The 23,511-nt window shown below is 61.9% G+C and carries 24 protein-coding genes and 1 riboswitch; of the genes, 9 read left to right on the plus strand and 15 right to left on the minus strand.

Annotated elements, in window-relative coordinates:
* Nucleotide 1: 1 nt before the first annotated feature.
* The gene (locus IB265_RS07265) at nt 2-1,321 is read left to right on the plus strand and encodes a glucoamylase family protein (RefSeq protein WP_112946834.1); all 1,320 of its coding nucleotides are present in this window, start codon (nt 2-4) and stop codon (nt 1,319-1,321) included.
* A gap of 121 nt (nt 1,322-1,442) precedes the next feature.
* Here IB265_RS07265 and IB265_RS37300 read toward each other — a convergent pair whose 3' ends face one another.
* Nucleotides 1,443-1,568 (minus strand): hypothetical protein, encoded by a 126-nt coding sequence (locus IB265_RS37300; RefSeq protein WP_255571446.1) that lies wholly within the window; start codon nt 1,566-1,568, stop codon nt 1,443-1,445.
* Between the two features lie 214 nt (nt 1,569-1,782).
* A complete protein-coding gene (locus tag IB265_RS07270) occupies nt 1,783-2,025 on the minus strand; it encodes a hypothetical protein (protein ID WP_058328308.1) in 243 nt (80 codons plus the stop codon).
* A 270-nt stretch (nt 2,026-2,295) separates the two neighbouring features.
* Between IB265_RS07270 and IB265_RS07275 the strand changes: the two genes are divergently transcribed.
* Nucleotides 2,296-3,216: a DnaJ C-terminal domain-containing protein gene (locus IB265_RS07275; protein ID WP_192494694.1), complete on the plus strand. Its 921-nt coding sequence runs from the start codon at nt 2,296-2,298 to the stop codon at nt 3,214-3,216.
* Nucleotides 3,213-3,527, plus strand: coding sequence for a chaperone modulator CbpM (locus IB265_RS07280; protein WP_057250244.1), 315 nt, complete (start codon nt 3,213-3,215; stop codon nt 3,525-3,527). The genes IB265_RS07275 and IB265_RS07280 overlap by 4 nt, the downstream gene beginning before the upstream one ends.
* Here IB265_RS07280 and IB265_RS07285 read toward each other — a convergent pair.
* Nucleotides 3,491-3,952, minus strand: coding sequence for a nuclear transport factor 2 family protein (locus IB265_RS07285; RefSeq protein WP_057250242.1), 462 nt, complete (start codon nt 3,950-3,952; stop codon nt 3,491-3,493). The genes IB265_RS07280 and IB265_RS07285 overlap by 37 nt on opposite strands.
* 209 nt (nt 3,953-4,161) lie before the next feature.
* On the opposite strand from IB265_RS07285, the gene IB265_RS07290 reads away from it, so the two are divergent.
* Entirely contained in the window at nt 4,162-4,518 is a 357-nt protein-coding gene (locus tag IB265_RS07290; RefSeq protein WP_112946833.1) for a hypothetical protein, read from the plus strand.
* Between the two features lie 18 nt (nt 4,519-4,536).
* Here the strand turns inward: IB265_RS07290 and IB265_RS07295 are convergent, their stop codons facing one another.
* Entirely contained in the window at nt 4,537-5,523 is a 987-nt protein-coding gene (locus IB265_RS07295) for a DUF1775 domain-containing protein (protein WP_058324156.1), read from the minus strand.
* Between the two features lie 76 nt (nt 5,524-5,599).
* Entirely contained in the window at nt 5,600-5,989 is a 390-nt protein-coding gene (locus IB265_RS07300; protein ID WP_112946847.1) for a hypothetical protein, read from the minus strand.
* 162 nt (nt 5,990-6,151) lie between these two features.
* A riboswitch (glycine riboswitch) is annotated at nt 6,152-6,239 on the plus strand.
* A gap of 141 nt (nt 6,240-6,380) precedes the next feature.
* Between IB265_RS07300 and gcvT the strand changes: the two genes are divergently transcribed.
* From gcvT to gcvP, 3 genes are read left to right on the plus strand one after another with little or no spacing between them, the layout of a single operon-like run.
* Nucleotides 6,381-7,520, plus strand: a complete 1,140-nt coding sequence (gene gcvT, locus IB265_RS07305) for a glycine cleavage system aminomethyltransferase GcvT (RefSeq protein ID WP_192494695.1) — start codon at nt 6,381-6,383, stop codon at nt 7,518-7,520.
* A gap of 16 nt (nt 7,521-7,536) precedes the next feature.
* Nucleotides 7,537-7,899 carry a glycine cleavage system protein GcvH gene (gene gcvH / locus IB265_RS07310; protein WP_025427112.1) on the plus strand — a complete coding sequence of 121 codons (363 nt, stop codon included), beginning with the start codon at nt 7,537-7,539 and terminating at the stop codon, nt 7,897-7,899.
* Nucleotides 7,899-10,763, plus strand: a complete 2,865-nt coding sequence (gcvP, locus tag IB265_RS07315; RefSeq protein ID WP_058324155.1) for an aminomethyl-transferring glycine dehydrogenase — start codon at nt 7,899-7,901, stop codon at nt 10,761-10,763. The genes gcvH and gcvP overlap by 1 nt, the downstream gene beginning before the upstream one ends.
* A gap of 164 nt (nt 10,764-10,927) precedes the next feature.
* On the opposite strand, the gene IB265_RS07320 is transcribed toward gcvP, so the two are convergent.
* From IB265_RS07320 to IB265_RS07360, 9 genes are all read right to left on the minus strand, one after another.
* Nucleotides 10,928-11,356: a response regulator gene (locus IB265_RS07320; protein WP_057250231.1), complete on the minus strand. Its 429-nt coding sequence runs from the start codon at nt 11,354-11,356 to the stop codon at nt 10,928-10,930.
* A 10-nt stretch (nt 11,357-11,366) separates the two neighbouring features.
* Nucleotides 11,367-12,872, minus strand: coding sequence for an ATP-binding protein (locus IB265_RS07325; protein WP_192494696.1), 1,506 nt, complete (start codon nt 12,870-12,872; stop codon nt 11,367-11,369).
* Between the two features lie 93 nt (nt 12,873-12,965).
* Nucleotides 12,966-13,358, minus strand: coding sequence for a Fe-S cluster assembly scaffold SufA (gene sufA / locus IB265_RS07330; protein ID WP_112946829.1), 393 nt, complete (start codon nt 13,356-13,358; stop codon nt 12,966-12,968).
* Nucleotides 13,359-13,455: 97 nt separating this feature from the next.
* The gene (locus IB265_RS07335) at nt 13,456-13,836 is read right to left on the minus strand and encodes an SUF system Fe-S cluster assembly protein (RefSeq protein ID WP_057250224.1); all 381 of its coding nucleotides are present in this window, start codon (nt 13,834-13,836) and stop codon (nt 13,456-13,458) included.
* Between the two features lie 69 nt (nt 13,837-13,905).
* Nucleotides 13,906-15,147: a cysteine desulfurase gene (locus tag IB265_RS07340; protein ID WP_058324153.1), complete on the minus strand. Its 1,242-nt coding sequence runs from the start codon at nt 15,145-15,147 to the stop codon at nt 13,906-13,908.
* A gap of 128 nt (nt 15,148-15,275) precedes the next feature.
* Nucleotides 15,276-16,556 (minus strand): Fe-S cluster assembly protein SufD, encoded by a 1,281-nt coding sequence (sufD, locus tag IB265_RS07345; protein WP_058324152.1) that lies wholly within the window; start codon nt 16,554-16,556, stop codon nt 15,276-15,278.
* Nucleotides 16,557-16,578: 22 nt separating this feature from the next.
* Nucleotides 16,579-17,334, minus strand: coding sequence for a Fe-S cluster assembly ATPase SufC (sufC, locus tag IB265_RS07350; protein WP_192494697.1), 756 nt, complete (start codon nt 17,332-17,334; stop codon nt 16,579-16,581).
* A gap of 80 nt (nt 17,335-17,414) precedes the next feature.
* On the minus strand, nt 17,415-18,884 hold the full coding sequence (sufB, locus tag IB265_RS07355) for a Fe-S cluster assembly protein SufB (protein ID WP_058328235.1): 1,470 nt from the start codon (nt 18,882-18,884) through the stop codon (nt 17,415-17,417).
* A gap of 150 nt (nt 18,885-19,034) precedes the next feature.
* Nucleotides 19,035-20,201, minus strand: coding sequence for a cysteine desulfurase family protein (locus IB265_RS07360; protein WP_192494698.1), 1,167 nt, complete (start codon nt 20,199-20,201; stop codon nt 19,035-19,037).
* Nucleotides 20,202-20,425: 224 nt separating this feature from the next.
* On the opposite strand from IB265_RS07360, the gene IB265_RS07365 reads away from it, so the two are divergent.
* On the plus strand, nt 20,426-21,103 hold the full coding sequence (locus tag IB265_RS07365) for an alpha/beta hydrolase (protein WP_057250211.1): 678 nt from the start codon (nt 20,426-20,428) through the stop codon (nt 21,101-21,103).
* A 238-nt stretch (nt 21,104-21,341) separates the two neighbouring features.
* Nucleotides 21,342-22,244 carry an alpha/beta hydrolase gene (locus tag IB265_RS07370; protein ID WP_309140316.1) on the plus strand — a complete coding sequence of 301 codons (903 nt, stop codon included), beginning with the start codon at nt 21,342-21,344 and terminating at the stop codon, nt 22,242-22,244.
* An 11-nt stretch (nt 22,245-22,255) separates the two neighbouring features.
* Here IB265_RS07370 and IB265_RS07375 read toward each other — a convergent pair whose 3' ends face one another.
* Nucleotides 22,256-23,455 (minus strand): diguanylate cyclase, encoded by a 1,200-nt coding sequence (locus tag IB265_RS07375; RefSeq protein WP_058328237.1) that lies wholly within the window; start codon nt 23,453-23,455, stop codon nt 22,256-22,258.
* Nucleotides 23,456-23,511: the final 56 nt, after the last annotated feature.

Below are 23,511 nucleotides of genomic sequence, written 5' to 3' on the forward strand. Positions count from 1 at the left end.
CATGCCGGGATTGTTGTCGACAGATCCCGAACTGAACCGGATGCCGACCGAGCAGGATCTTGCCCGGCTGCAGTTCACGACGCTGCTGTACTATCTGCATTGCACCAATCCCGACAACGGTCTGGTGCGCGACAAGACGCAGGAAGATGCACCCGCAAGTATTGCGGCGATCGGCATGGCGCTCGCGACGATACCCGTGCTTATCGAGCGGGGCATTGTCATTCGCAAGTTCGCCGCAAAGATCGCGCGTCGACGGCTGCAGTTTCTTCTGCAATGTCCGCAGGGGCCGGAGCCGGATGCTTCCGGCTACAAGGGCTTCTTCTATCACTTCCTTGACATTGAGTCCGGCAGGCGCGTTTGGGAATGCGAATTGTCGACGATCGATTCCGCCTTCCTTTTTGCGGGGGCGTTGACGGTGGCCGCCTATTTTGATGGCGATACGCCGGATGAAATCGAAATTCGCCGGTCGGCAAATGCGCTCTATGAGCGTGCCGACTGGAACTGGGCCTGCGATCATGGACTTACGCTGACCCATGGTTGGCGGCCGGAGAACGGCTTCATTCCCTATCGCTGGCGCGGCTACGATGAGGGCCTGCTTCTCTACATACTCGGCCTCGGCTCGCCGACCCATCCGCTGCCGGCCGAAGCCTATGCCGCCTATACTGAAAGCTACGACTGGCGGAACCTTTATGGTCGCGAGCTGCTCTATTCGGGCCCTCTCTTCACGCACCAGCTCTCGCATATGTGGATCGATTTCCGCGGGATCCGTGACGAGTTCATGCGCGAACACAATAGCGACTACTTCCAGAACAGCCGGCACGCGACATTCGTCCAGCAGGAATATGCCATCCGCAATCCGCTGAATTTCGTCGGCTACGGCGAGCATTGTTGGGGGTTCACGGCGAGCGACGGGCCAGGCTGGACCAAGCGCACCGTGAACGGCAGCGAAAGGGAGTTTTTCGATTATCTCGCCCGCGGTGCGCCCTTCGGCCCGGATGACGGAACCGTGTCGCCCTGGGCCGTCGTCGCCTCGCTGCCGTTTGCGCCGGAGATCGTCATCCCGACAGTCTGGAACTGCGCCCGCATGAAGCTCGGCATGACCAGGCTTTATGGCTTCAAGCCATCCTTCAACCGAAGCTTTCCGGTGGAAGGAACCGAAACTGGTTGGTGGGTCAGCCCCTACCACTTCGGCATCGACCAGGGCCCGGTTGTCCTGATGATCGAGAACTACCGAACAGGCTTGCTGTGGAACATCATGCGCCGGTGCGCGCCCGTGGTGGTGGGTTTGAGGCGAGCAGGTTTTTCCGGCGGCTGGCTCTGAGGGGGCGGCCAAAGCCTGTCACTTTGGGCCGGCGGCCGCTGGCCACCAGGCTAGCCGAGCCTTTTCCCTCTTGCGAAGGCGCGCTCGCGGCAGCCAAGTGATCGATGGAAAACGATCGCAGTTACCGGGGGGCGACGATGCCCTGGTAGTAATCGCCGTCACCGCCAACATAGTGCGTGCCACCGCCGCCGGTCTGTGAGCAAGCGGCCAGAGTGACGAGTGCGAACAGCAATACGATCGTTCTCATGAAGTCGGTTCCTTTCGGGCCTTAACAGCGGCTATGTCCTTGAGACTAGTGGGTATATGAGGATTAGCGTACGGGACAAGCAGCATATAGTCGGTGGTATAACAAAACGTTTGATCGTTGAAGATGTAATTTGTACCGGCGATCACTTGGCCGCTCGTGCATCCCGGATTTCCATGGATTTACGTAAATCTTGGTCAATAATCGATGAGCGCGGCTAGATCGGCTGCTGCTTGTTCCCCTGCTCCCGCTCCTGCCAGTACCTGAGGCGAAGCCGTGGCGCCATGATCCAGGCGACGAACGGCGTCGTGACAAAGCAGGCGACGACCAGGGCCGGGATCGAATACTTCGCGTTGTCGGCGAGAACCGGGATCGACAAAACCGTTACGATGCCGATCCCGAACAGGATGGCATTGATCATCAGGCCGACCATGATGGCGAGTTGCAGGCGGACGGACATTTCGACCTCCCCGAGCTTCGAGGCAACGTTGCACCCCAAAGAAAACTTTCCGGCGTTGATTGTATCAGAGATCGCGAATTCGCGAAATGGTCGAAGGTGCAGAGCCGCAACCGGCCGCGCCGGCGACAATGCGTCACGCATGGTGCGCCGCCCCTGTCGCGCGCGAAAATCCGCCCTATGCTCTTAGGCGAGTGATTGAAGACGCATGATCGCAACGCACGCAGAGCGTCGGCGATGCGACCTCAATCGATGCCGCCTGAGGGAGACCGCATGACGAGCCCATACGAAACGCTCGGCGTCAGCCGCGAAGCGACACAAAAGGACATCCAGAGCGCCTATCGCAAGCTCGCCAAGAAATTGCACCCGGATCTTAACCCGGGAGACAAAGGAGCGGAGGACCGCTTCAAGGCTGTTTCGGCGGCCTACGCCCTCCTCAGTGACGAGGAGAAACGCGGCAAATACGATCGCGGCGAAATTGACGAGACGGGTGCGGAGACTGCACCCCGCCACTACTACCGCGACTATGCCTCGTCTGGAGATACGGCGGGACGCTACGAGAGCGCACATGGCTTTTCGGATTTCGCGGATGCGGACGATATATTCTCGAGTTTCTTTTCCCGTCGCAGCGGCGGCCAGCAGCAACGCCAGCGCGGCCGTGATCAGCACTTTTCCATGGAGATCGGCTTTCTCGACGCGGCCAACGGCACCAAGACCGAGATCAGCCTGCCGGGCGGCGGACCGGCGCTCGATCTCACCATCCCGCCCGGCACGCGCGACGGCCAGACGCTGCGGCTGCGTGGCAAGGGCGAACCCGGGTTCAACGGTGCGCCGGCCGGCGACGCGCTGATCGATATCCGCGTCAGGCCGCATCCTCTTTTTGCAACCGATGGTGACGACGTTCGCTACGAGGTGCCGATCTCACTGAGTGAAGCGGTGCTCGGCGGCAAGATCCGGGTTCCGACGATCGACGGGGCGGTCAATGTCACGATCCCGCCGCACTCCAACACCGGCAAGACATTGCGTTTGAAGGGCAAGGGCCTGCACAAGTCCGGCGGCGGCCATGGCGATGCCTATGTCAGCCTGAAGATCGTGCTGCCGCAGACCCCCGATCCGGCGCTATCCGCCTTCGTTGAAAGCTGGGCAGACGGAAAGACGGAAGACCCGCGCAAAGACATGGGAGGGCAAGCATGAACGACCGCGAATTCTGCGAACACCTCGACATCGAGGTGAAGGTCTTGCGCATCTGGATCGAACAGCGTTGGCTGATGCCGCGCGAGGCCGACTCCGGCTGGCTTTTCGAAGACGCCGACCTCGCCCGCGCCCGTCTGATCCAGGATCTGACAGGTCCAATGGGCGTCAACGACGACGGCGTTGATGTCGCCATGCGGCTGCTCGACCAGATCCACGGCCTGCGCAGCCGCCTCGCCGTGTTGATGAACGCCATCCGATCCCAGGAACCGGAAGTTCAAAGGCTCATCCTGTCCAGAGTTGAGGACGAATAGTCTCTGTCCCGCGCGTCCAGTAGCCCGATCGTTTCGGCGACGAACAAGGTGTCAACGAACTCCGTCAGATCGACGATCCACCCGTCACGGAACGTGAACTTGTCGATGATTTCGGTCCGTTGACGGGTTTGCGATGGAATGAAGCAAACGACGCCGGCGCGGTGGACGACGATAGTATCGCCGTCAGCGTAAGCGCCAACCATCTCCATCTCGCTCAGGTCCCAGTTCTCAACGAGGGCCTGGAAACTGCTGCGCACCGTTTCCGGCGTGTTGACCCCGAGCGCCATCGTGCCGAGCCTGCCGTTTCCGACGATGCGGAAGCTGAAGTCCGGATCGAGTTGCGCCATCATGGTGTCGAGGTCGTTGACGTTGCGGGCAAGGTAGAGGGCCCGAATCCTGGTTTCCAACACGCTTCGCTCGGTCATTTGAAGCCTCTCCGTTTCTATCTGGGCGAGTGTGCGCGAACTTTAGTAATATCGCAAGTAAAGGTTCGCGCTTCGGGATTCGTTCACCGCAACTGCCACGAATCTGGCCGTCGTTAGGATTTTATTAAAAGGCAGGTGCCGGTTTTTACACGCCTGCAAGTGGAGTTGAGCGACAAGAAAGGATTGAACGACGGGAAGGCAGGAAAGACGTGACACAGGTCGTCACAGTATCCGCGACGACAGCGGCCTATGCAGCGGAAGCGCTGAAGCCGTCTGCACGCGTGCGGGGTGACGGTCCGACCGACGAAGCGATCACGCTGCTTTCGATCCGGCGCGCCGAGGAGCCCGCGCTGACGCCGGTCTCGATCCCAAAGACCAAGGGCGCCCTGCCCCTCTCCTTCATGCTCATGAGCGCCGATGGCCGGTTGCCGGAACGCTCGGAAGCCGAAGCGCTGCGCCGCTATCTCGAATTCATGCGCGATGACGACGACGGAGCCGAGAGCCGCGAAAACGAAGGCCGGCAGGATGAACCGGCCGGCCAAGAGGATGAAAGCGACGCCGCCTGAGGCGTCACAATCTCTCAATCAGTGATGCTTGTGGCCGCCGGCCGCCGCGCCGCCCTTGGCCGAGCCAACCGGGAATGCCGCATCGACCTTGCCAGCCTTTTCGAAGACGAGCGTGACGGGAACGGCATCACCTTCCTTGAACGGCGTCTTCACGTCCATGAACATCAGATGCAGGCCGCCGGCCTTGAGCTCGACCGTTTCACCGGCCGGTACTGCAACGCCGTCATCGAGCTTGCGCATCTTCATCACGTCGTTTTCCATTTTCATCTCGTGGATCTCGACGCGAGCAGCCGCGGGGCTTTCGACGGCCACGAGCCGATCCTCGCCTGCCCCGCCATTCCTGATCGTCAGGAAGCCGCCGCCGACCTTGGCGCCCGGCAACATGGCCTTAACCGAGCCGCCTGATATCTCGAGGTCGCCAAGTTTCGCTGCCCCGTCGGCAGCAGCCATATGCCCGCCATGGCCGGCATGAGGATCGGCAGCGTCGGCCATGGTTACCGTCACGGTCGGCGCCGGGCTCTTCAGGTCATGCGCGTTCTGGCCTTCGGCAGCAACCTGATCCCAGACGACCTTGCCTTCGGTTCCGCAAAGCTGCGTGGTCGGGAACGCAAGCACGGTTTCCTTGTCGAAGCCCGAGAGTTTGCCGCGTACGACAAAGGTGTCGTAGTAGTCGTCCGAGAGGTTGCCGCCCTTCCAGCGGATTTCCACCGGGCCGGACGAGACCTTCTCGCCATGATTGTCATAGGTTTTCTGGTAATCGCCCTTGATCACCTCGAGCTCCCAGCCGGGCTTCGGCTGCGGCTTGGCGAAGACGAAGCCTTCGGGCAGCTTGATCTGCACTTCCGTCGTCGGCTTGCCGTCGCAGCCGTGTGGCACCTGCAGCACCGCCTTGAAGGTGCTCTCCACCGGCGCCGTGTCGTTTTCGAAGGTGGCGTGCGCGTGGGCAATGCCGCTTGCGGCAAGGCTAAGGCCGAGCGAAAGCGAAGCCAGTCTGGTCGTGTTCATGTCGTAATCTCCTGACCACGGGCGTGGTCCAAGCCGCTTGAGGGCGGCGAATTGTAATGGGAATGCGAGAGGAGGATTACGAACGCACAGGCGGCCCGCGCGAATGCGGCAGCAGGCGCAGATGCTGATGGGGCGTGGCGTTCTCAGCGAGAACCGGCGATAGCTGCCATTCGCCGGCATCGGCGCGAACGCTCTCGGTCGGCGGAACTGGCAGGAGGATCGAACCCGAGAGCCGGCAGGCTTCGCAGATCGGGGCCATCGATTGGCCCTTGCCGCTTTGGTGGTCGACGCCGTCCAGGCCGAAGCAGATTTCGGCCATCGAACCATCAGGCAGCTGATAGGCGGCGATCTCGGCCGGCGTCAGCGTCTTGGCCATGAGCGGCTTGTGGGCAAAGGCCAGGAAAACGAGCGCGAATACGGCGATCAGCCGCACTGCTATCCCGAATTTTCCTTCGCGCCCTGTCATGGTCATCCCCGGTATTTCACTTGGGTTATCCTCAACCGGAGAAGAATGCAAAGACAGAATTGCCGCACCCGCCCGGGCTGCGGCCTTTGGTCGTGCGACAAAAATGTGTTTCACCGCGACACCGCCCCCTTGCCAAGCTCCCGCCTTCGCCGTTATCTGGAGACGATCTTGTTGGGAGAAGCCGGCTCAAACCGGTGCCGAAGGAGCAACCGCCCCGGAAACTCTCAGGCCAAAGGACCAGCAAGGTGCCGGTAGGACTCTGGAGAGAAGCGTTTCAACGCTCGCCGAAGGGATAACAATCTCAGGCAAAGGGACAGAGGGGGCTCGAATCGACGGCGATTGATGCCGGAAGTGTGAGCCGGCGCGGGAGCGCCAGACCTGGAGGCCGGATTTGGAACAGAATCCCCATTTGAAACATACGCCGCTGCATGCGCTGCACCTTTCACTCGGCGCGCGCATGGTGCCCTTTGCCGGTTACGACATGCCGGTGCAGTACCCCGATGGCGTGATGAAGGAGCACCAGCACACCCGTGTTGCCGCCGGTCTCTTCGACGTTTCGCATATGGGCCAGGTCATTGTCCGGCCGAAGTCCGGCAAGATCGAAGATGCAGCGCTTGCGCTTGAAAAGCTGGTGCCGGTCGATGTGCTCGGCCTTGGCGAAGGCCGGCAGCGTTATGCGATCTTCACCAATGCCGAAGGCGGCATCCTCGACGACCTGATGATCGCCAACCGTGGCGACCACCTGTTCCTCGTCGTCAACGCCGCCTGCAAGGATGCGGATTTCGAGCATCTGAAAAAGGGGCTTGCCGACACCTGCCAAGTCACCATGCTCGACGACCGCGCGCTGATCGCGCTGCAGGGTCCTCATGCCGAAGCCGTGCTGGGCGAATTGTGGGCCGATGTCTCGGCCATGCGCTTCATGGACGTCGCCGAAGCCGATCTGCATGATGTTGCCTGCATCATTTCCCGCTCCGGCTACACCGGCGAAGACGGTTTCGAAATCTCCATTCCCGTCGCATCCGCAGTGGATGTCACACAGCGGCTGCTCGAGCATCCCGATGTCAAGCCGATCGGCCTTGGCGCGCGTGATTCGCTGCGTCTGGAAGCGGGTCTTTGTCTTTATGGCAACGACATCGACACCACGACCACGCCGGTCGAGGGCGCCATCGAGTGGGCGATGCAGAAGGCCCGGCGGGCCGGCGGCGCCCGTGAGGGAGGCTTCCCCGGTGCCGATCGCATCCTCGGCCAGCTGGCCGATGGCGCTTCGCGCCGTCGCGTTGGTTTGAAGCCGGAAGGACGCGCGCCCGTGCGCGGCGGCGTCAGCCTTTTTGCGGATGCCGAGGGCAAGAGCCCGGTGGGTCAGGTGACGTCGGGCGGCTTCGGTCCCTCCGTCGATGGTCCTGTCGCCATGGGCTATGTCGATGCCGGCCACACGGAAAATGGCACCACCCTTTTTGCGGAAGTGCGCGGCAAGTACCTGCCGGTAGCGGTCGCCGCCCTGCCCTTTGTCAAACAAACCTACAAACGCTGATCAGGAGAAAGCGCAAATGTTGAAGTTCACCGACGAACACGAGTGGCTGAAGGTCGAAGCTGGCGTCGCAACGGTCGGCATCACCGAACACGCAGCCGGCCAGCTCGGCGACCTCGTCTTTGTGGAACTACCGGAAACCGGCTCCACTTTCGCCAAGGGTGACACGGCGGCAACCGTCGAATCCGTCAAGGCAGCATCCGACGTCTATTGTCCACTTGATGGCGAAATCGTCGAAGTGAACCAGGCGATCGTCGACGACCCGTCGCTGGTCAACAGCGATCCGCAGGGCGCTGCCTGGTTCTTCAAGCTGAAACTCGCCGATCCGAACGCAGCCGACGCCCTTCTCGACGAAGCGGCCTACAAGGAGCTCGTCGCCTGATGAGCATGCCCAAGGATTTCACCTTTACCGACTACAAGCCGTATGACTTCGCCAACCGGCGTCATATCGGCCCGTCGCCGGCCGAAATGGACGAGATGCTGAAGGTCGTCGGTTACCCGTCACTCGACGCGCTCATCGACGATACCGTGCCACCGTCGATCCGCCAGAAGACGCCGCTCGCCTGGGCCGCGCCGATGACCGAGCGCGAGGCGCTCGACAAGATGCGCGAAACGGCCAACCGCAACCAGAAGCTCGTGTCGCTGATCGGCCAGGGCTATTATGGCACGATCACGCCGCCGGTGATCCAGCGCAACATCCTGGAAAACCCGGCCTGGTACACGGCCTATACGCCCTACCAGCCGGAAATCAGCCAGGGCCGCCTCGAGGCGCTGCTCAACTACCAGACCATGGTCTGCGACCTGACCGGCCTCGACGTCGCCAACGCCTCTCTGCTCGACGAAGCGACCGCCGCAGCTGAAGCCATGGCGATGGCCGAGCGCGTCTCGAAGTCGAAGGCCAAGACCTTCTTCGTCGACGAGAACTGCCACCCGCAGACGATCGCTCTCCTGAAGACCCGCGCCGAGCCGCTCGGCTGGCAGATCGTCATCGGCAATCCCTTCACCGATCTCGATCCGGTCGATGTTTTCGGCGCGATCTTCCAGTATCCGGGCACCTACGGCCACGTGAACGATTTCACCGGCCTGATCGCCCGCCTGCACCAGACCGGCGCGATCGCAACCGTCGCCGCCGATCCGCTGGCGCTGGCTCTGCTGAAGTCGCCCGGAGAGATGGGCGCCGATATCGCTATCGGCTGCACCCAGCGCTTCGGCGTGCCGGTCGGCTATGGCGGTCCGCATGCGGCCTATATGGCGGTCAAGGACGCGCACAAGCGCTCCATGCCCGGCCGCCTCGTCGGCGTATCGGTCGATGCGCGCGGCAACCGCGCCTATCGCCTGTCTCTGCAGACCCGCGAACAGCACATCCGCCGCGAGAAAGCGACGTCGAACATCTGCACCGCCCAGGTGCTGCTCGCCGTCATGGCCTCGATGTACGCGGTGTTCCACGGACCGAAGGGCATCAAGGCGATCGCCCAGAGCGTTCACCAGAAGACCGTGCGTCTCGCCATGGGCCTTGAAAAACTCGGCTATACCGTAGAGCCCGATGTGTTCTTCGACACGATCACCGTCGAAGTCGGCAAGCTGCAGGGCATCATCCTCAAGACCGCGGTCGCCGAGGAAGTGAACCTGCGCAAGATCGGCGAGACCAAGATCGGCATCAGCCTTGACGAGCGCTCGCGCCCGGTCACGCTCGAAGCCGTCTGGCGCGCCTTCGGCGGCGACTTCAAGGTGGAACAGTTCGAGCCGGGTTACCGCCTGCCGCAGCCGCTGCTGCGCACAAGCGAGTACCTGATGCACCCGATCTTCCACATGAACCGCGCAGAAAGCGAGATGACGCGCTACATCCGCCGTCTGTCGGACCGCGACCTCGCGCTCGACCGGGCGATGATTCCGCTCGGCTCGTGCACGATGAAGCTCAACGCGACCGCGGAAATGCTGCCGATCACCTGGCCGGAATTCTCCGAGATCCATCCCTTCGTGCCGAAGGAGCAGGCGGCTGGCTACCAGCACATGATCGAGGACCTGTCGGAAAAGCTCTGCGCCGTCACCGGCTACGACGCGATCTCGATGCAGCCGAACTCGGGCGCGCAAGGTGAGTATGCCGGTCTGTTGACGATCCGCGCCTATCACATCGCCAACGGCAACGGCCATCGCGACGTCTGCCTGATCCCGACCTCGGCGCACGGCACCAACCCGGCCTCCGCGCAGATGGCCGGCATGAAGGTCGTCGTCATCAAGGTGAGTGAAAACGGCGACATCGACATGGACGATTTCCGTGCGAAAGCCGAGCAGTACGCGGAAAACCTCTCGTGCTGCATGATCACCTATCCGTCGACCCATGGCGTGTTCGAGGAGAACGTGCGTGAGGTCTGCGAGATCGTGCACAAGCACGGCGGCCAGGTCTACCTGGACGGCGCCAACATGAACGCCATGGTCGGCCTTGCCCGCCCCGGCGACATCGGTTCCGACGTCAGCCACCTCAACTTGCACAAGACCTTCTGCATCCCGCATGGCGGCGGCGGTCCCGGCATGGGCCCGATCGGCGTCAAGGCGCACTTGGCCCCGTATCTCCCCGGCCATCCGGAAACGGACGGCCATGAGGGTGCGGTCTCGGCGGCTCCCTTCGGCTCGGCTTCGATCCTGCCGATCTCCTGGAGCTACTGCCTGATGATGGGCGGCGAGGGCCTGACCCAGGCGACGAAGGTGGCGATCCTCAACGCCAACTACATCGCTGCCCGCCTGAAGGGTGCCTACGAAGTGCTCTACAAGTCGTCGAAGGGCCGCGTGGCGCATGAGTGCATCATCGACACCCGCCCGCTGGTCGAAAGCGCCGGCGTCACCGTCGACGACGTGGCCAAGCGGCTGATCGACTGCGGTTTCCATGCGCCGACCATGAGCTGGCCGGTTGCCGGCACGCTGATGATCGAGCCGACGGAATCGGAAACCAAGGCCGAGATCGACCGCTTCTGCGATGCGATGCTGGCAATCCGCGAGGAAGCCCGCGCCATCGAGGAAGGCCGGATGGACAAGGTCAACAACCCGCTGAAGAACGCACCGCACACGGTCGAAGACCTGGTCGGCGAATGGGATCGTCCCTACTCGCGCGAACAGGCCTGCTACCCGCCGGGCGCCTTCCGGGTCGACAAGTACTGGTCGCCGGTCAACCGTGTCGACAACGTCTTTGGCGACCGCAATCTCGTCTGCACCTGCCCGCCGCTGGAAAGCTACGCGGAAGCGGCAGAGTAACGTCAATAAAGCCGGCGGGGCGCTCGCTCCGCCGGTTTCCTCAGCGCCTTCTGGCGCCCGTGGCAGCGCGCAGCGCGTGCCCGCATCCAGATTGATTCCCGAAATCTACAAGGATCGACACCAGGACGTGACGCGTTCGTCCGCCCGCGTTTTTTGGCGCGCACTTACCGACGCGTGGTCATTCCGGGAGGCAGGATGGTGTTTTCAATCCAGAAGCGGACGAAGGCCTCGGCAAAGTGCCTGTAGCCGGCGACCGAAGCAGGTTTGGCGACATAGGCATTGGCGCCGGCGCGGTAGCAATGGAGCACGTCGGTCGGATTGCTGGATGACGTCAGCACGATGACCGGGATCAGGACGGTCGCCTGCCCCCTGCGGATGCGCCGCAGAAGCTCGATACCGTCGCTGCCGGGCATTTTGATATCCAGGAGCACAAAGTCGAAATGGGTGCGGGCAAGCTGGGCGATCGCGTCGTCCGCATCCGCCGCCAGCACCAGATCGATGGTCTCGTCGACCTGTGCGAAGGCACGCATGACGAAGCGCGCGTCGTGCGCGTCGTCCTCCACCAAGAGCAGTCGCTTTGGCGTCGAGACCACCTGTTCCGCCCTAGTTTGCCTTCCGTAGCCGCCTCGGAAGAAGCACGATGAAACGTGCGCCTTCGCGGAAGGTGGTGTCAAGTCGGATCGAGCCGTCGTGGCTTTCGGCTATGCGCTTGGCAAGTGCCAGACCTATCCCCGTGCCGCCATAGACGGTCTCGTCCTTGTGCAGCCGCTGGAACACTTCGAAAATCCGCGTCGAAAAGCGCGGGTCGATGCCGATGCCATTGTCTTCGACGACCAGCTCAACGATCTGATCGGCGACGCCGCCGTGAATGCAGATCACCGGTTGGCGGTCGGTGTGCCGATACTTGATCGCATTGCCGATCAGGTTCTGGACCAGGCGGCGCAGAAGCTCCGGGTCCCCTTCCACTTCCGGCAGGTCGCCAACCTCGAAGGTTGCCTGCGCGTCCTGTATATCACCGGCCAGGATCGTCAGCGTCTCGGCAACAATGTCTGTGAGCCGCACCTCCGTCCAATGGGTGATCCGGTGCGCGATCTGCGCATAGTCGAGCAGGCTGTCGATCACCCGGTTCATGCGTTTCACGCTGTCGCGCAGATGACGCGCATTCTCGGCGAGTTCAGCCTGGCTTCCTGCCGCCAGATCGTCCTCGATCATTTCGGAGAACATGGAGATGTGTCTGAGCGGCGCTTTGAGGTCATGGGAGACCGTCGCGGTGAATTGACCGAGGGCCTCGTTCTTGTGCTCGAGTTCCTGCCTCTGGCGCTCAAGCGCGAGCTCGGCGCGTTTGAGATCGGTGACGTCGACGCGTGCGACGACGGTGTTGCCGTCCTTCGCCTTGATATTCTCCACGCGCAGCCAACGATCGTCGGCATAGCGGTATATCTTCGGGCGACCATCGGGGTGACGGAAATCGCGCAGGCGCGAAGCGATCCACTCGTCGCCCTCGCGGGTGCCCGGCAAGGCATCGGGATAATGGCCGCCCTGTCGCGCCAGAAGCAGGATTTCTTCGGCCGTGATGCCGGGCTTCAGCGCTGCCCCCGCCGGCCCGCAGATTGCCTGATACGCCCTGTTATAGACGACCAGCCGCTCTTGCCGGTCGAAAATGGCAAAGCCCTCTGGCATCGCTTCCAGCGCTGCGTTGAGCATATTGGAAGCCTTCTGCCGCTCGCCCACAGCCTCCGTGAGATCGGAAACGTCGCGGATGATGCCGATGAGCGCCAGTTCCGCGCCCTGATCGTCGAGCAGCGGCGTCGTGCGAAGGTGGCCGGAAAATGTCGATCCGTCGCGCCTGACATAGAGATAGTTCGACGTCCGGGCCGCGGTTTCGTCCACGCGTGCCGCGCGGTTCCGCAGGCGCTTCTCGTATTCCGCGTCGTTGGCGTAGATCAGCCGCACCGAGCGATCGATGAATTCTTCGGCGGGATAGCCGAACTGGCGCAGGGCGGCATTGTTTGCGGAGCGGATGACGCGCTCGGCGTCGATGATGATCACCGGATCGGGAAACGTCTCGTAGAGCGCCTTGAAGACGAGATCCTCATTGAACGCCGCCATGCCCAATCCCCCGTTCCATGTTCAAGCATCTCAGCAGAAAAATGGCCCGGCGAAAACCGGGCCAACCTATCCGTTTGAAAGAATGGAGGAAATTTAGTTGGCGCGCACCGCCGCATCGCCCTGTGCGGCCAGAGCCGCGAGGTCGGCGGGCTTCAGTTCGACCGATTCGCCACAGCCACAGGCGGACGTCTGGTTCGGATTGTTGAAGGTAAATCCGGAGCGCAGCGTCGTGACTTCGAAATCCATCTGCGTGCCAAGCAGGTAGAGCACGGCTTCGGGCGCCACCCAGACCCTGGCGCCCTGATGTTCGATCAGGTCGTCCTTGGGGTTGGGCTCGGTCACCAGGTCGACGGCATACTCCATGCCGGCGCAGCCACCCTTCTTGATGCCGACGCGAATGCCCTTGGCATCGGCACCGGCGCCTTCGACGATCGAACGGACGCGGTCGGCGGCAGAATCGGTCAGGCTCATTACGGCAAAGCCCATGGGCTCATTCTCCTTGTCGTCACCGGGGTAAAGGCCCGGCGCCTTACAGAATCAAATGTAGTATCCGTGCCTTAACGGATCAATATGCGGCGCCGGCTCAATACCAGCCGACAGCGACCTGCGCCTCCTCGGACATGCGGTCCGGCGTCCATGGCGGATCGAAGGTCATCGAGACTTCGACGCCCGATACGCCCTCGACGGCGCCGACGGCATTCTCGACCCAGCCCGGCATTTCGCCGGCAACCGGGCAGCCCGGTGCGGTCAGCGTCATGTCGATCTTGACCATCCGGTCGTCTTCGATGTCGATCTTGTAGATGAGGCCAAGTTCAAAGATGTCGGCCGGGATTTCCGGATCGTAGACGGTCTTCAGTGCGGCGATGATATCGTCGCTGAGGCGCGCCAGTTCCTCGGTCGGGATCGCCGAATGCACGATGCCCTCGCGGACATCGACCTTTTCTTCCGTTGCATCAAGGCTCATATCGGCCTCCTGGACTTTCTCTTTTGGTTCAAAAGACTACGAGAACTCTTTGAACCTTTTACCAATTTCTTAGGCGAAAAACTTGCGTGCATGCTCCAGCGCGTCCGCCAGCGCGTCCACTTCGGCCCTGGTGTTATAGAGGCCGAAAGATGCACGGCATGTGGAGGTAACACCGAAGCGTTTCAAGAGCGGCTGAGCGCAATGCGTGCCGGCGCGAACAGCGACCCCGGCGCGATCGATGACCATCGAGACGTCGTGGGAATGGATGCCGGCGATCTCGAAGGCAAAAATGCTGCCCTTATCGGGCGCGTCGCCGAAAACCCGAAGCGAATTGACCGCCGAAAGACGCTCGCGCGCATAGGCCGTCAGGTCTGCCTCATGCGCCTGGATCGCTGCGCGGCCGAGCTTTTCCATGTAGTCGAGCGCGTAGCCAAGCCCGATCGCCTGTACGATCGGCGGCGTGCCCGCCTCGAAGCGGTGCGGCGGATCGTTATAGGTGACGTAATCTTCGGTCACCACCTCGATCATCTCGCCGCCGCCGAGGAACGGCCGCATCTCCTTCAGCCGGTCCATCTTGCCGTAGAGCACGCCGACCCCGGAGGGGCCGTAAAGCTTGTGGCCGGTCATCACGTACCAGTCGCAATCGATGTCCTGGACGTCGACCGGCATGTGCACGGCACCCTGGCTGCCGTCGACCAGAACCGGGATGCCGCGTTCGCGAGCGATGCGGCAGATCTCCTTGACCGGAACCACCGTACCCAGCGCATTCGACATATGGGTGATGGCGATGAGCTTGGTGCGGTCCGTCAGGCATTTGACGAAGTCTTCGACGTGGAACGCGCCGTTCTCGTCCACCGGCGCCCAGACAAGCTTGGCGCCCTGACGCTCACGGATGAAGTGCCAGGGAACGATGTTGGAGTGGTGCTCCATGATCGACAGCACGATCTCGTCACCCTCGCCGAGCTTCGGCATGCCGTAGCCATAGGCGACCGTGTTGATCGCTTCGGTCGAGGATTTGGTGAAGATGATGTTGTCGGGCGAAGGGGCGTTCAGGAAGCGGCGCACCTTATCGCGCGCCGCCTCATAGGCTTCCGTCGCGGCATTCGACAGGAAATGCAGGCCGCGATGGACGTTGGCATATTCGTTGGAATAGGCATGGGCCACCGCGTCGATCACGACCTGTGGTTTCTGCGCCGATGCGCCGTTGTCGAGATAGACAAGCGGCTTGCCATAAACGGTTCGCGATAGGATCGGGAAATCCTTGCGGATCGCTTCGACGTCGTAGGCAGGCACCGGTACGGAGTGTTCCATGTGTTTCAATCCAATTTCGCTACAGCGCCGCGCGTCATTCCGGACGCGCTAAGGTCGCTGTAACATGTTGAACTGCTGCATAATTCTATCCCTAAATCGCTTCCGAATTAAGGAATTACGCAATAGCCTTAGGCGTGCTTGTCGAGCCAGGTCGAGATGACGTCTTCGAGTGCCTCGACCAGCGCTTCGTGCTCTTCCAGCTCTTCGACGATCTCGGCGACGAAGGCGTTGACGAGCATCGCCCGCGCCTTGTTCTCCGGAATGCCGCGCGCCAGCATGTAGAAGAGCTGGGTGTGGTCGATGTCGGTAACCGTCGCACCGTGACCGCACTGGACGTCGTCCGCGAAGATCTCCAGTTCCGGTTTCGCCGACAGGTCGGCATCGTCGGACAAGAGCAGCGTGTTGCACGCCATCTTCGCGTCGGTCTTCTGGGCGTCCTTGGCGACCAGGATCTTGCCCTGGAAGACGCCCTTGGCGCGGTCGAACACGACGTTGCGGATGACCTCCGTCGAGGTCGTGTGCGGCACGTTGTGGCCGAGCGTGAAGGTCACGTCCGTGTGGCTTTCACCACCGAGCAGGTTGATGCCGCGCAGCTTGAAATCCGCGCCCTCGCCGCTCGTCTTGCCGTGGATCTCCTGGCGCACCAGCTTGCCGCCGGCATTGATCACGAAGAGATGCAGCTTGGCGTTCTTGCCGAGGTCGAAGCGGAGCTGGCCGAGATGGGTATCGGAAATGCCCTGCTGCTGCAGGATGATCCAGATGATCTCGGAACCTTCCGCAAGCGTCACGTCGCTGACAGACGAGACGAAGCTCTCGCCGGCATCGGTCGAAAGATGCCGCTCGATCACGGTTGCCTTGGTGTTGGCGCCGAAGGCGACCGGGAAGCGCGTATGCGCCTGGCCGAGGCTCTGCACCAGCTGGATTTCCAGCGGATCTTCCAGAGCAGTTTCAGCAGCCACGTCGATTTCGAGACCGCCGCGGACAAGACCGCCATTGATGCGGCCGATCGCGTCGTCAAAGCCGAGCACGGCGAGGCCGGCGGCCGCCGAACCGTCGAGCAGGCTGTCGACATAGGAACGGACGGTCACGCCATCAGGCAGGCTGGCCTTGACCTCAGCCTGGCCGTTGCGGACGGAAAGTACTGTCGAGCCCGGAACCAGCGCATCGACGCGATCGGCAAAGGCCGTCGGGTCGGCGGCCGGCACTGCGCGCAGCAGGGTGCGCAGGTCGGTATAGTGCCAGGATTCGACGCGGCGGGTCGGCAGGCCAGCCGTCTTCAGTTCGTGCACCAGCGTGTCGCGGACCGAGAGAACCGAACCATCACCCGGCAAATCGCCGATCTGCGCGGTATAGGCATCGACGAGCGCCGTCTCGGCGGCCGTCATCTTGATTGCCTGTTGCATATTCATTCGAACACTCCTTCAACAGGCGTCAAGCCGCGGCATCGATGATGTCGGCGTAGCCGTTGGCTTCGAGTTCGTGCGCCAGCATCTTGTCGCCCGACTTGATCACTTGGCCCTTGTAGAGGACGTGCACCGTGTCCGGAACGATATAATCGAGCAGGCGCTGGTAGTGGGTGATGACGACGACGGCGCGGTTCGGCGAGCGCAGCGCGTTGACGCCGTCTGCAACGATCTTCAGCGCGTCGATGTCGAGGCCCGAGTCTGTCTCGTCGAGCACGCACAGCTTCGGCTGGAGCAGCGACATCTGCAGGATTTCGGCGCGCTTCTTCTCACCGCCGGAGAAGCCGACGTTCAGCGGGCGACGCAGCATTTCCGGAGCGATCTTCAGCTCGGCTGCAGCTTCCTTGACGCGGCGCATGAATTCCGGCGTCGTCAGTTCGTCTTCGCCGCGATACTTGCGCTGCTCGTTCATTGCCACCTTCAGGAACTGCATCGTGGCGACGCCGGGGATTTCGACCGGATACTGGAAGGCGAGGAAGATGCCCTTGGCCGCACGCTCGGAAGCGTCGAGCTCCAGGATGCTCTCGCCGTTGTAGAGGATGTCGCCTTCGGTGACTTCGTAGTCTTCACGGCCCGAGAGGATGTAGGAGAGCGTCGACTTGCCGGAGCCGTTCGGGCCCATGATGGCAGCAACTTCGCCTGCCTTCACCGTGAGGTTCAGGCCACGGATGATTTCGGTGCCATCTTCGGCGATGCGGGCATGCAGGTTCTTGATTTCAAGCATTTCTATCGTCCTCTTGGGAAACGAACGTTTGTTCGCGCGCAAACACGACGTGCGCGCCATTCAATATTCAGTTCAGGGCCTTAGCCGACGGAACCTTCCAGCGAGATGCCAATCAGCTTCTGCGCTTCGACGGCGAATTCCATCGGCAGTTCCTGGATGACTTCCTTGACGAAGCCGTTGACGATCAGCGCGATCGCCGCTTCGGTCGGGATGCCGCGCTGCAGGCAGTAGAACAGCTGGTCCTCGGAGATCTTGGACGTCGTGGCTTCATGCTCGAACTGCGCCGTCGAGTTCTTCGCCTCGATATAGGGCACGGTGTGCGCGCCGCACTTGTCGCCGATCAAAAGCGAATCGCACTGGGTGAAGTTGCGGGCGTTCTCGGCCTTGCGGTGGGCCGAGACCTGGCCGCGATAGGTGTTTTCCGAAACGCCGGCAGCGATGCCCTTGGAGACGATGCGGCTCGACGTGTTCTTGCCGAGGTGGATCATCTTGGTGCCCGAGTCGATCTGCTGGTGGCCGTTCGAGACCGCGATCGAATAGAACTCGCCGCGCGAACCGTCGCCGCGCAGGATGCAGGATGGATACTTCCAGGTGATCGCCGAACCGGTTTCGACCTGCGTCCAGGAGATCTTGGAGTTCTTGCCACGGCAATCGCCACGCTTGGTGACGAAGTTGTAGATGCCGCCCTTGCCTTCCTTGTCGCCCGGATACCAGTTCTGCACCGTCGAGTACTTGATCTCTGCCTCATCGAGGGCGACGAGCTCGACGACGGCAGCGTGAAGCTGGTTCTCGTCGCGCTGCGGCGCCGTGCAGCCTTCGAGATAGGACACGTAGGCGCCCTCCTCGGCGATGATCAGCGTACGCTCGAACTGGCCGGTGTTCTTCTCGTTGATGCGGAAATAGGTGGAAAGCTCCATCGGGCAACGAACGCCCTTCGGCACGTAGACGAAGGAACCGTCGGTGAAGACCGCGGAGTTCAGCGTCGCATAGTAGTTGTCGGTCGTCGGAACGACGGAGCCGAGATACTTCTGCACCAGCTCGGGATGTTCGCGGATCGCCTCGGAGATCGACATGAAGATCACGCCGGCCTTCTTCAGCTCTTCCTTGAAGGTGGTGACGACCGAGACGCTGTCGAACACGGCATCGACGGCGATCCTCGACTTCTGCACGCCGGCGAGGATTTCCTGTTCCTTCAGCGGAATGCCGAGCTTCTCGTAGACCTTGAGAATTTCGGGGTCGACCTCGTCGAGCGACGTCGGACCGGTGAGGCCCTTCGGCGCTGCGTAGTAGTAGATGTCGTTGAAGTCGATCTTCGGATAGCTGACGCGGGCCCAGGTCGGCTCCTCGAGTGTCAGCCAGCGGCGATAGGCGCCAAGGCGCCACTCGAGCATCCATTCCGGCTCGTTCTTTTTGGCCGAAATGAAGCGGATGATGTCTTCCGACAGGCCCTTCGGGGCCTTCTCGACTTCGATGGTCGTTTCGAAGCCGTATTTGTACTGGTCGACGTCGATCTGACGGACCTGATCAATGGTCTCCTGCACGGCAGGCATGTCGTTCTCCAATCTTTCCGGATCCAAGGTCCGGTAGCTTGTCAACACGATGCGACTGAGCGCACCGCTTATGTAATGGCTAAAAGGCGCTTTTCACCCTGTTTGCCAAGCGGAAAATTGCTTTTCCGCAATTTCGTCCCGTCGTCCGCGTCAGGCGGCCTGCCCCGGTGCCCGGCGTCGTGCTGCTACCTTTGCAAAGGCCGCGGCGCAACGTTCGATGTCAGCCGCGGTCGTCGCCTCGCCGATCGAGATCCGCAGTGCACCCTGGCGCGGATCGTAGCCCATCGCCGTCAGCACGTGACTCTGTCCCACCTTGCCGGACGAACAGGCCGATCCGGCCGAAAGCGCGACGCCTTCGAGATCGAAGGCGATCTGTCCCGTCTCGGCTTTCAGGCCAGGGAGCGTGAAGAATGTCGTGTTGCCAACGCGCGAAACGTCGCGGCCGTGTATGACCACATCCGTTGCCGCTTTCAGCATCTCGCCTTCGAGCTTGTCGCGCAACGCTCCAACGGCGCTCATCCGCTGGCCAACGCCTTCGCCGACCTTTCTGGCGGCGGCGGCAAAGCCGGCAATCGCCACAGGATTTTCAGTCCCGGAACGATGCCCCTTCTCCTGCCCGCCGCCGCGGATCAGCGGTGCGGGCATCAACACCTCGCCGCGCGCCACCAGCGCGCCTGCGCCTTTCGGGCCACCGATCTTGTGCGAGGAGAGAATGAGAAAATCGGCGTTCAGCTCTTCGATCGCCAGCGGCAGCCGGCCCGCGGCCTGCACCGCGTCGACGACAAGTATACCACCTTTGGCGCGAACGATTTCGGCAATCTCGGCAATTGGCTGAATGATGCCGGTCTCGTTGTTGACCAGCATGACGGCGACCATCGGCAAGCCAAGTTCACGGTCATGCGCTGCGAGCAGTTCGCGAAGCACCTGAAGATCGACGACACCCGCCGAGGTCACGGGGATTTCGCAAACGGCTTCGCGCGCAAAGCGTCCGCCTTCGCGTATCGCAGGGTGTTCGATCGCCGACGCGTATAGCCGGCTGATCTTGAGCGGTGTGCGGCCCATGCGGAAATCGGGCGTCAGCACCAGATTGGCCGCTTCCGTCGCCCCGCTGGTAAAGATGACGCTGGCAGCTTTCGCACCGCAAAGGGCGGCCACATCGCGGCGGGCATTTTCGATGAGCGTGCGCAGCGCACGGCCCTCGCCGTGGACGGAAGAAGGGTTGCCGACGAGGTCGATCGCGAACAGGCAGGCCTCGCGCGCTTCGCTCAGAAGCGGCGCCGTGGCATTCCAGTCCATGTAGATGCGCGAACCCGACATGATTTCCTTCGCTAGACCAACAGGCCGCAAGCCGGCAACCTCTGGCGATGCATTTTCCTTGAATTTTCCGCGTCGCTTGCCTTAAGAGACGAAGCACAAGGCGGAATGCCCGCACAGAAGTTTTGAACGGTTCTAAACTAGGTTTTAGAAAAGCTGACTGCTTTCGTCAAGACTGATCGCGATCTGAACCCAAGATTCGAACCAGGAACACTCCCGGAGAGCCAATGCCCGAAATCATTTTCAACGGACCCGCCGGCCGCCTCGAAGGCCGTTATCAGCCTTCGAAGCAGAAGAGCGCCCCGATCGCCATCATCCTGCACCCGCATCCGCAGTTCGGCGGCACGATGAACAATCAGATCGTCTACCAGCTCTTCTATATGTTCCAGAAGCGCGGCTTCACCACGCTCCGTTTCAATTTCCGTGGCATCGGTCGCAGCCAGGGTGAGTTCGACCACGGCGCCGGCGAACTGTCGGATGCGGCGTCCGCGCTCGATTGGGTGCAGAGCCTGCATCCGGATTCCAAGAGCTGCTGGGTTGCCGGCTATTCCTTCGGCGCCTGGATCGGCATGCAGCTCCTGATGCGCCGTCCGGAGATCGAAGGCTTCATGGCCGTGGCACCGCAGCCGAACATCTACGACTTTTCGTTCCTGGCGCCCTGCCCGTCCTCCGGCCTGATCATCAACGGAGATTCCGACAAGGTCGCGCCGGAGAAGGACGTGAACGGTCTCGTCGAGAAGCTGAAGGCGCAGAAGGGCATTCTCATCACCCACCGCACGGTGCCCGGCGCCAACCACTTCTTCAATGGTCAGGTCGACGGACTGATGGGCGAATGCGAGGACTATCTCGACCGTCGCCTGAACGGCGAACTGACGCCGGAGCCGGCCGCCAAGCGCATTCGCTGACCGTTTGGTAGATTGAGCAGTAGAGCCGTGCGTTCTTCGGACCGCACGGCTCTTTTCGTTTGCGGCGAGCTTTGCGTACGTTTGAGCGCTGCGCCGCGTCGCTGTTACCCTCATTTAACTCCGAAGTCCGGTCGTCCTTCACCCGGTGGGGTGATTTCAGAGCCGCGCAAACGGCGTATGGTGCAAGTCTGAGCTGTTTAAAGGACGGCAGGGTTATTTGGAGTTGATCCGTTTGTCCGTGCTGGCGTGCGCGTCACGCCAGGCGCTTTTTTGGGGGATCGCGATGACGGGAATGTTGGGCGTTTCATTTGGCGAACCGAAATGGCAGACCCTTCCGGACACTCCGGCGCTTCCAGCGGCCACGCAGAACGGGTTCGTACCGGTATCGGGTGCGGAAATCTGGTACTCGGTCTACGGCACAGGCGAGCCCATCATCATGTTGCATGGAGGCCTGGCCAATTCCGACTATTGGGGGCGCCAGGTTCCTGAACTCGCCAAGTTCTACCAAGTCATCGTTCTCGACAGCCGCGGCCACGGCCGCAGCACCTGGGACAACCTTGTCGGTTACGACCTCATGGTTTCCGACGTCGTCGGGGTGATGGAACAGCTGAACATACCCAGAAGTGCCATTGTCGGCTGGAGCGACGGTGCCATTACCGGCCTCAAGCTGGCGATGCTGCATCCCGAGCGGGTCAGCGGCGTATTCGCCTTCGGGGCAAACAGCAACCCGTCCGGAACCTTCGATCTAACCAATAGCGCCATGTTCAACGCATACGAGGCCCGGGCCCGCGTCGAGTACGAGCGGTTGTCCCGCACTCCCGGCGGATACGCTGCCTTCTATGATCAGATGCTGAAGATGTGGACCTCACAGCCAAACATGACGGACCGCGATCTCCAGGGAATCCGGGTTCCCGTCTGGGTCGTGGATGGCGATCACGAGGAAGTCATCAAGCGAACGGATACACTGTTCATCGCCGACAACATTCCGAACTCCGGTTTGCTGATCCAACCGGAAGTCAGTCACTTCTCCCTCTTGCAGGATCCTGACCAGTTCACTCTGGACATTCTTCGCTTTCTGCAGGCGAAGGGTATCGGCAAGACATCCGGCGCGCTTGCGGACGCCAGTCCAATCTATGCTTGAGCCCGCGGCCCCTAGGGGCGACCGACCCACTGCGGCACGGTCGGATTGACGACCGTGGTCGGCGTCTCCGTGCATTCGACCCGATTGCGCCCGTTTGCCTTGGCCGAGTAGAGCGCCATGTCGGCGCGCTGCATGACGGGATCCAAGGCCTCGCCGCTGCCGACGGCGGTGACGCCGAAGCTCGCCGTCACGCGCGCTGCTTCCGGCAGGCCGGCGATTTGCTGGGACATGATGGCAGCGCGCATGCCGTGCGCGACGACGCGCGCTTCTGACAAGTCCGTGCAGGGCAGAAACACCGCGAATTCCTCACCGCCAAGGCGGCCTGCCACGGCACGGTTCGGCATGACGTCCATCAGCACCCGCGCAAAACGACGGATCACCTCGTCGCCGGCGAGGTGGCCATAGGTGTCGTTGACCAACTTGAAGCGATCGAGGTCGGCGAGGATAAGCGTGCCCGGCGTCTGGGTCGCACGCGCATGCAAGAGCGGCATGACGCGATCCATGAAGCCACGGCGATTGTAGAGCCCCGAAAGCAGGTCGATTTCCGAACGGGCCTGCACATCGTCAACGATGTCCTTCACCATCACGCCGAGCATGGCAAGCCCTGCCCCGACGATCAGCATCGCGCCGAGTGCCTGGGAAATGAGCGCGAATGGGCTCGAGACGTAGTCCTGGGCGGTGACGCCCGAGCCGGCCGCAACGGCGGCATAGATTTTCACGAGATAATAGAGCGAGCAGAGCGCCAGAAGACCGAAAAGCAGCCAGTCGGAGAACGAGCGTCGCCCCGAGCGCAGCACCACGGACGCGGTCCACACCTGGATCAGGAAGAAAGGCATCTGGTAAGGGATGGCGTGCTGCCAGGTGCCGCGCGGCAAATCGTAGATCTCCATGTCGAGCGCAACGCCCACGACGAAACACGCGGCAAGCACCGGCCAACGCACCGGAACCTGATAGAAGAGGCCGAGGCCAAACCGCAGGAGACAGAAGCCGCCGAGCACGCAGGCGAAGGCGCCGATGGCAAAGAGCCGCGGTGTCGACGAGAAGGGAACGATCGCTTCGCAAACGGCAGCAAGCGACGCGACGGTAAAACCGGCCGCGCACCACAGCGCCGCGCGGCGCTGTCGGCTCTTTACGGCAATGGTGAGGAATGCGACCGTGAAAATCTGCGCAATGATAAAGTTCACAGCCAGCAGAGAGATCGCACCACCCATCGAAGAACCCGAAACCTTCGTCCTGCGGCTAGCCGCCTTTCGCCACCTCCGGTGGT

The organism is Ensifer sp. ENS10, from assembly GCF_014852025.1.
Taxonomy (GTDB): Bacteria; Pseudomonadota; Alphaproteobacteria; order Rhizobiales; family Rhizobiaceae; genus Ensifer.

Bases quoted from the DNA above. Each gene is read 5' to 3' on its own strand.
- IB265_RS07265 (WP_112946834.1), top strand. From the start codon at position 2: ATGCCGGGATTGTTGTCGACAGATCCCGAACTGAACCGGATGCCGACC.
- IB265_RS37300 (WP_255571446.1), bottom strand. From the start codon at position 1,568: ATGAGAACGATCGTATTGCTGTTCGCACTCGTCACTCTGGCCGCTTGC.
- IB265_RS07270 (WP_058328308.1), bottom strand. From the start codon at position 2,025: ATGTCCGTCCGCCTGCAACTCGCCATCATGGTCGGCCTGATGATCAAT.
- IB265_RS07275 (WP_192494694.1), top strand. From the start codon at position 2,296: ATGACGAGCCCATACGAAACGCTCGGCGTCAGCCGCGAAGCGACACAA.
- IB265_RS07280 (WP_057250244.1), top strand. From the start codon at position 3,213: ATGAACGACCGCGAATTCTGCGAACACCTCGACATCGAGGTGAAGGTC.
- IB265_RS07285 (WP_057250242.1), bottom strand. From the start codon at position 3,952: ATGACCGAGCGAAGCGTGTTGGAAACCAGGATTCGGGCCCTCTACCTT.
- IB265_RS07295 (WP_058324156.1), bottom strand. From the start codon at position 5,523: ATGAACACGACCAGACTGGCTTCGCTTTCGCTCGGCCTTAGCCTTGCC.
- IB265_RS07300 (WP_112946847.1), bottom strand. From the start codon at position 5,989: ATGACAGGGCGCGAAGGAAAATTCGGGATAGCAGTGCGGCTGATCGCC.
- gcvH (WP_025427112.1), top strand. From the start codon at position 7,537: ATGTTGAAGTTCACCGACGAACACGAGTGGCTGAAGGTCGAAGCTGGC.
- gcvP (WP_058324155.1), top strand. From the start codon at position 7,899: ATGAGCATGCCCAAGGATTTCACCTTTACCGACTACAAGCCGTATGAC.
- IB265_RS07325 (WP_192494696.1), bottom strand. From the start codon at position 12,872: ATGGCGGCGTTCAATGAGGATCTCGTCTTCAAGGCGCTCTACGAGACG.
- sufA (WP_112946829.1), bottom strand. From the start codon at position 13,358: ATGGGCTTTGCCGTAATGAGCCTGACCGATTCTGCCGCCGACCGCGTC.
- IB265_RS07335 (WP_057250224.1), bottom strand. From the start codon at position 13,836: ATGAGCCTTGATGCAACGGAAGAAAAGGTCGATGTCCGCGAGGGCATC.
- IB265_RS07340 (WP_058324153.1), bottom strand. From the start codon at position 15,147: ATGGAACACTCCGTACCGGTGCCTGCCTACGACGTCGAAGCGATCCGC.
- sufD (WP_058324152.1), bottom strand. From the start codon at position 16,556: ATGAATATGCAACAGGCAATCAAGATGACGGCCGCCGAGACGGCGCTC.
- sufC (WP_192494697.1), bottom strand. From the start codon at position 17,334: ATGCTTGAAATCAAGAACCTGCATGCCCGCATCGCCGAAGATGGCACC.
- sufB (WP_058328235.1), bottom strand. From the start codon at position 18,884: ATGCCTGCCGTGCAGGAGACCATTGATCAGGTCCGTCAGATCGACGTC.
- IB265_RS07360 (WP_192494698.1), bottom strand. From the start codon at position 20,201: ATGTCGGGTTCGCGCATCTACATGGACTGGAATGCCACGGCGCCGCTT.
- IB265_RS07365 (WP_057250211.1), top strand. From the start codon at position 20,426: ATGCCCGAAATCATTTTCAACGGACCCGCCGGCCGCCTCGAAGGCCGT.
- IB265_RS07375 (WP_058328237.1), bottom strand. From the start codon at position 23,455: ATGGGTGGTGCGATCTCTCTGCTGGCTGTGAACTTTATCATTGCGCAG.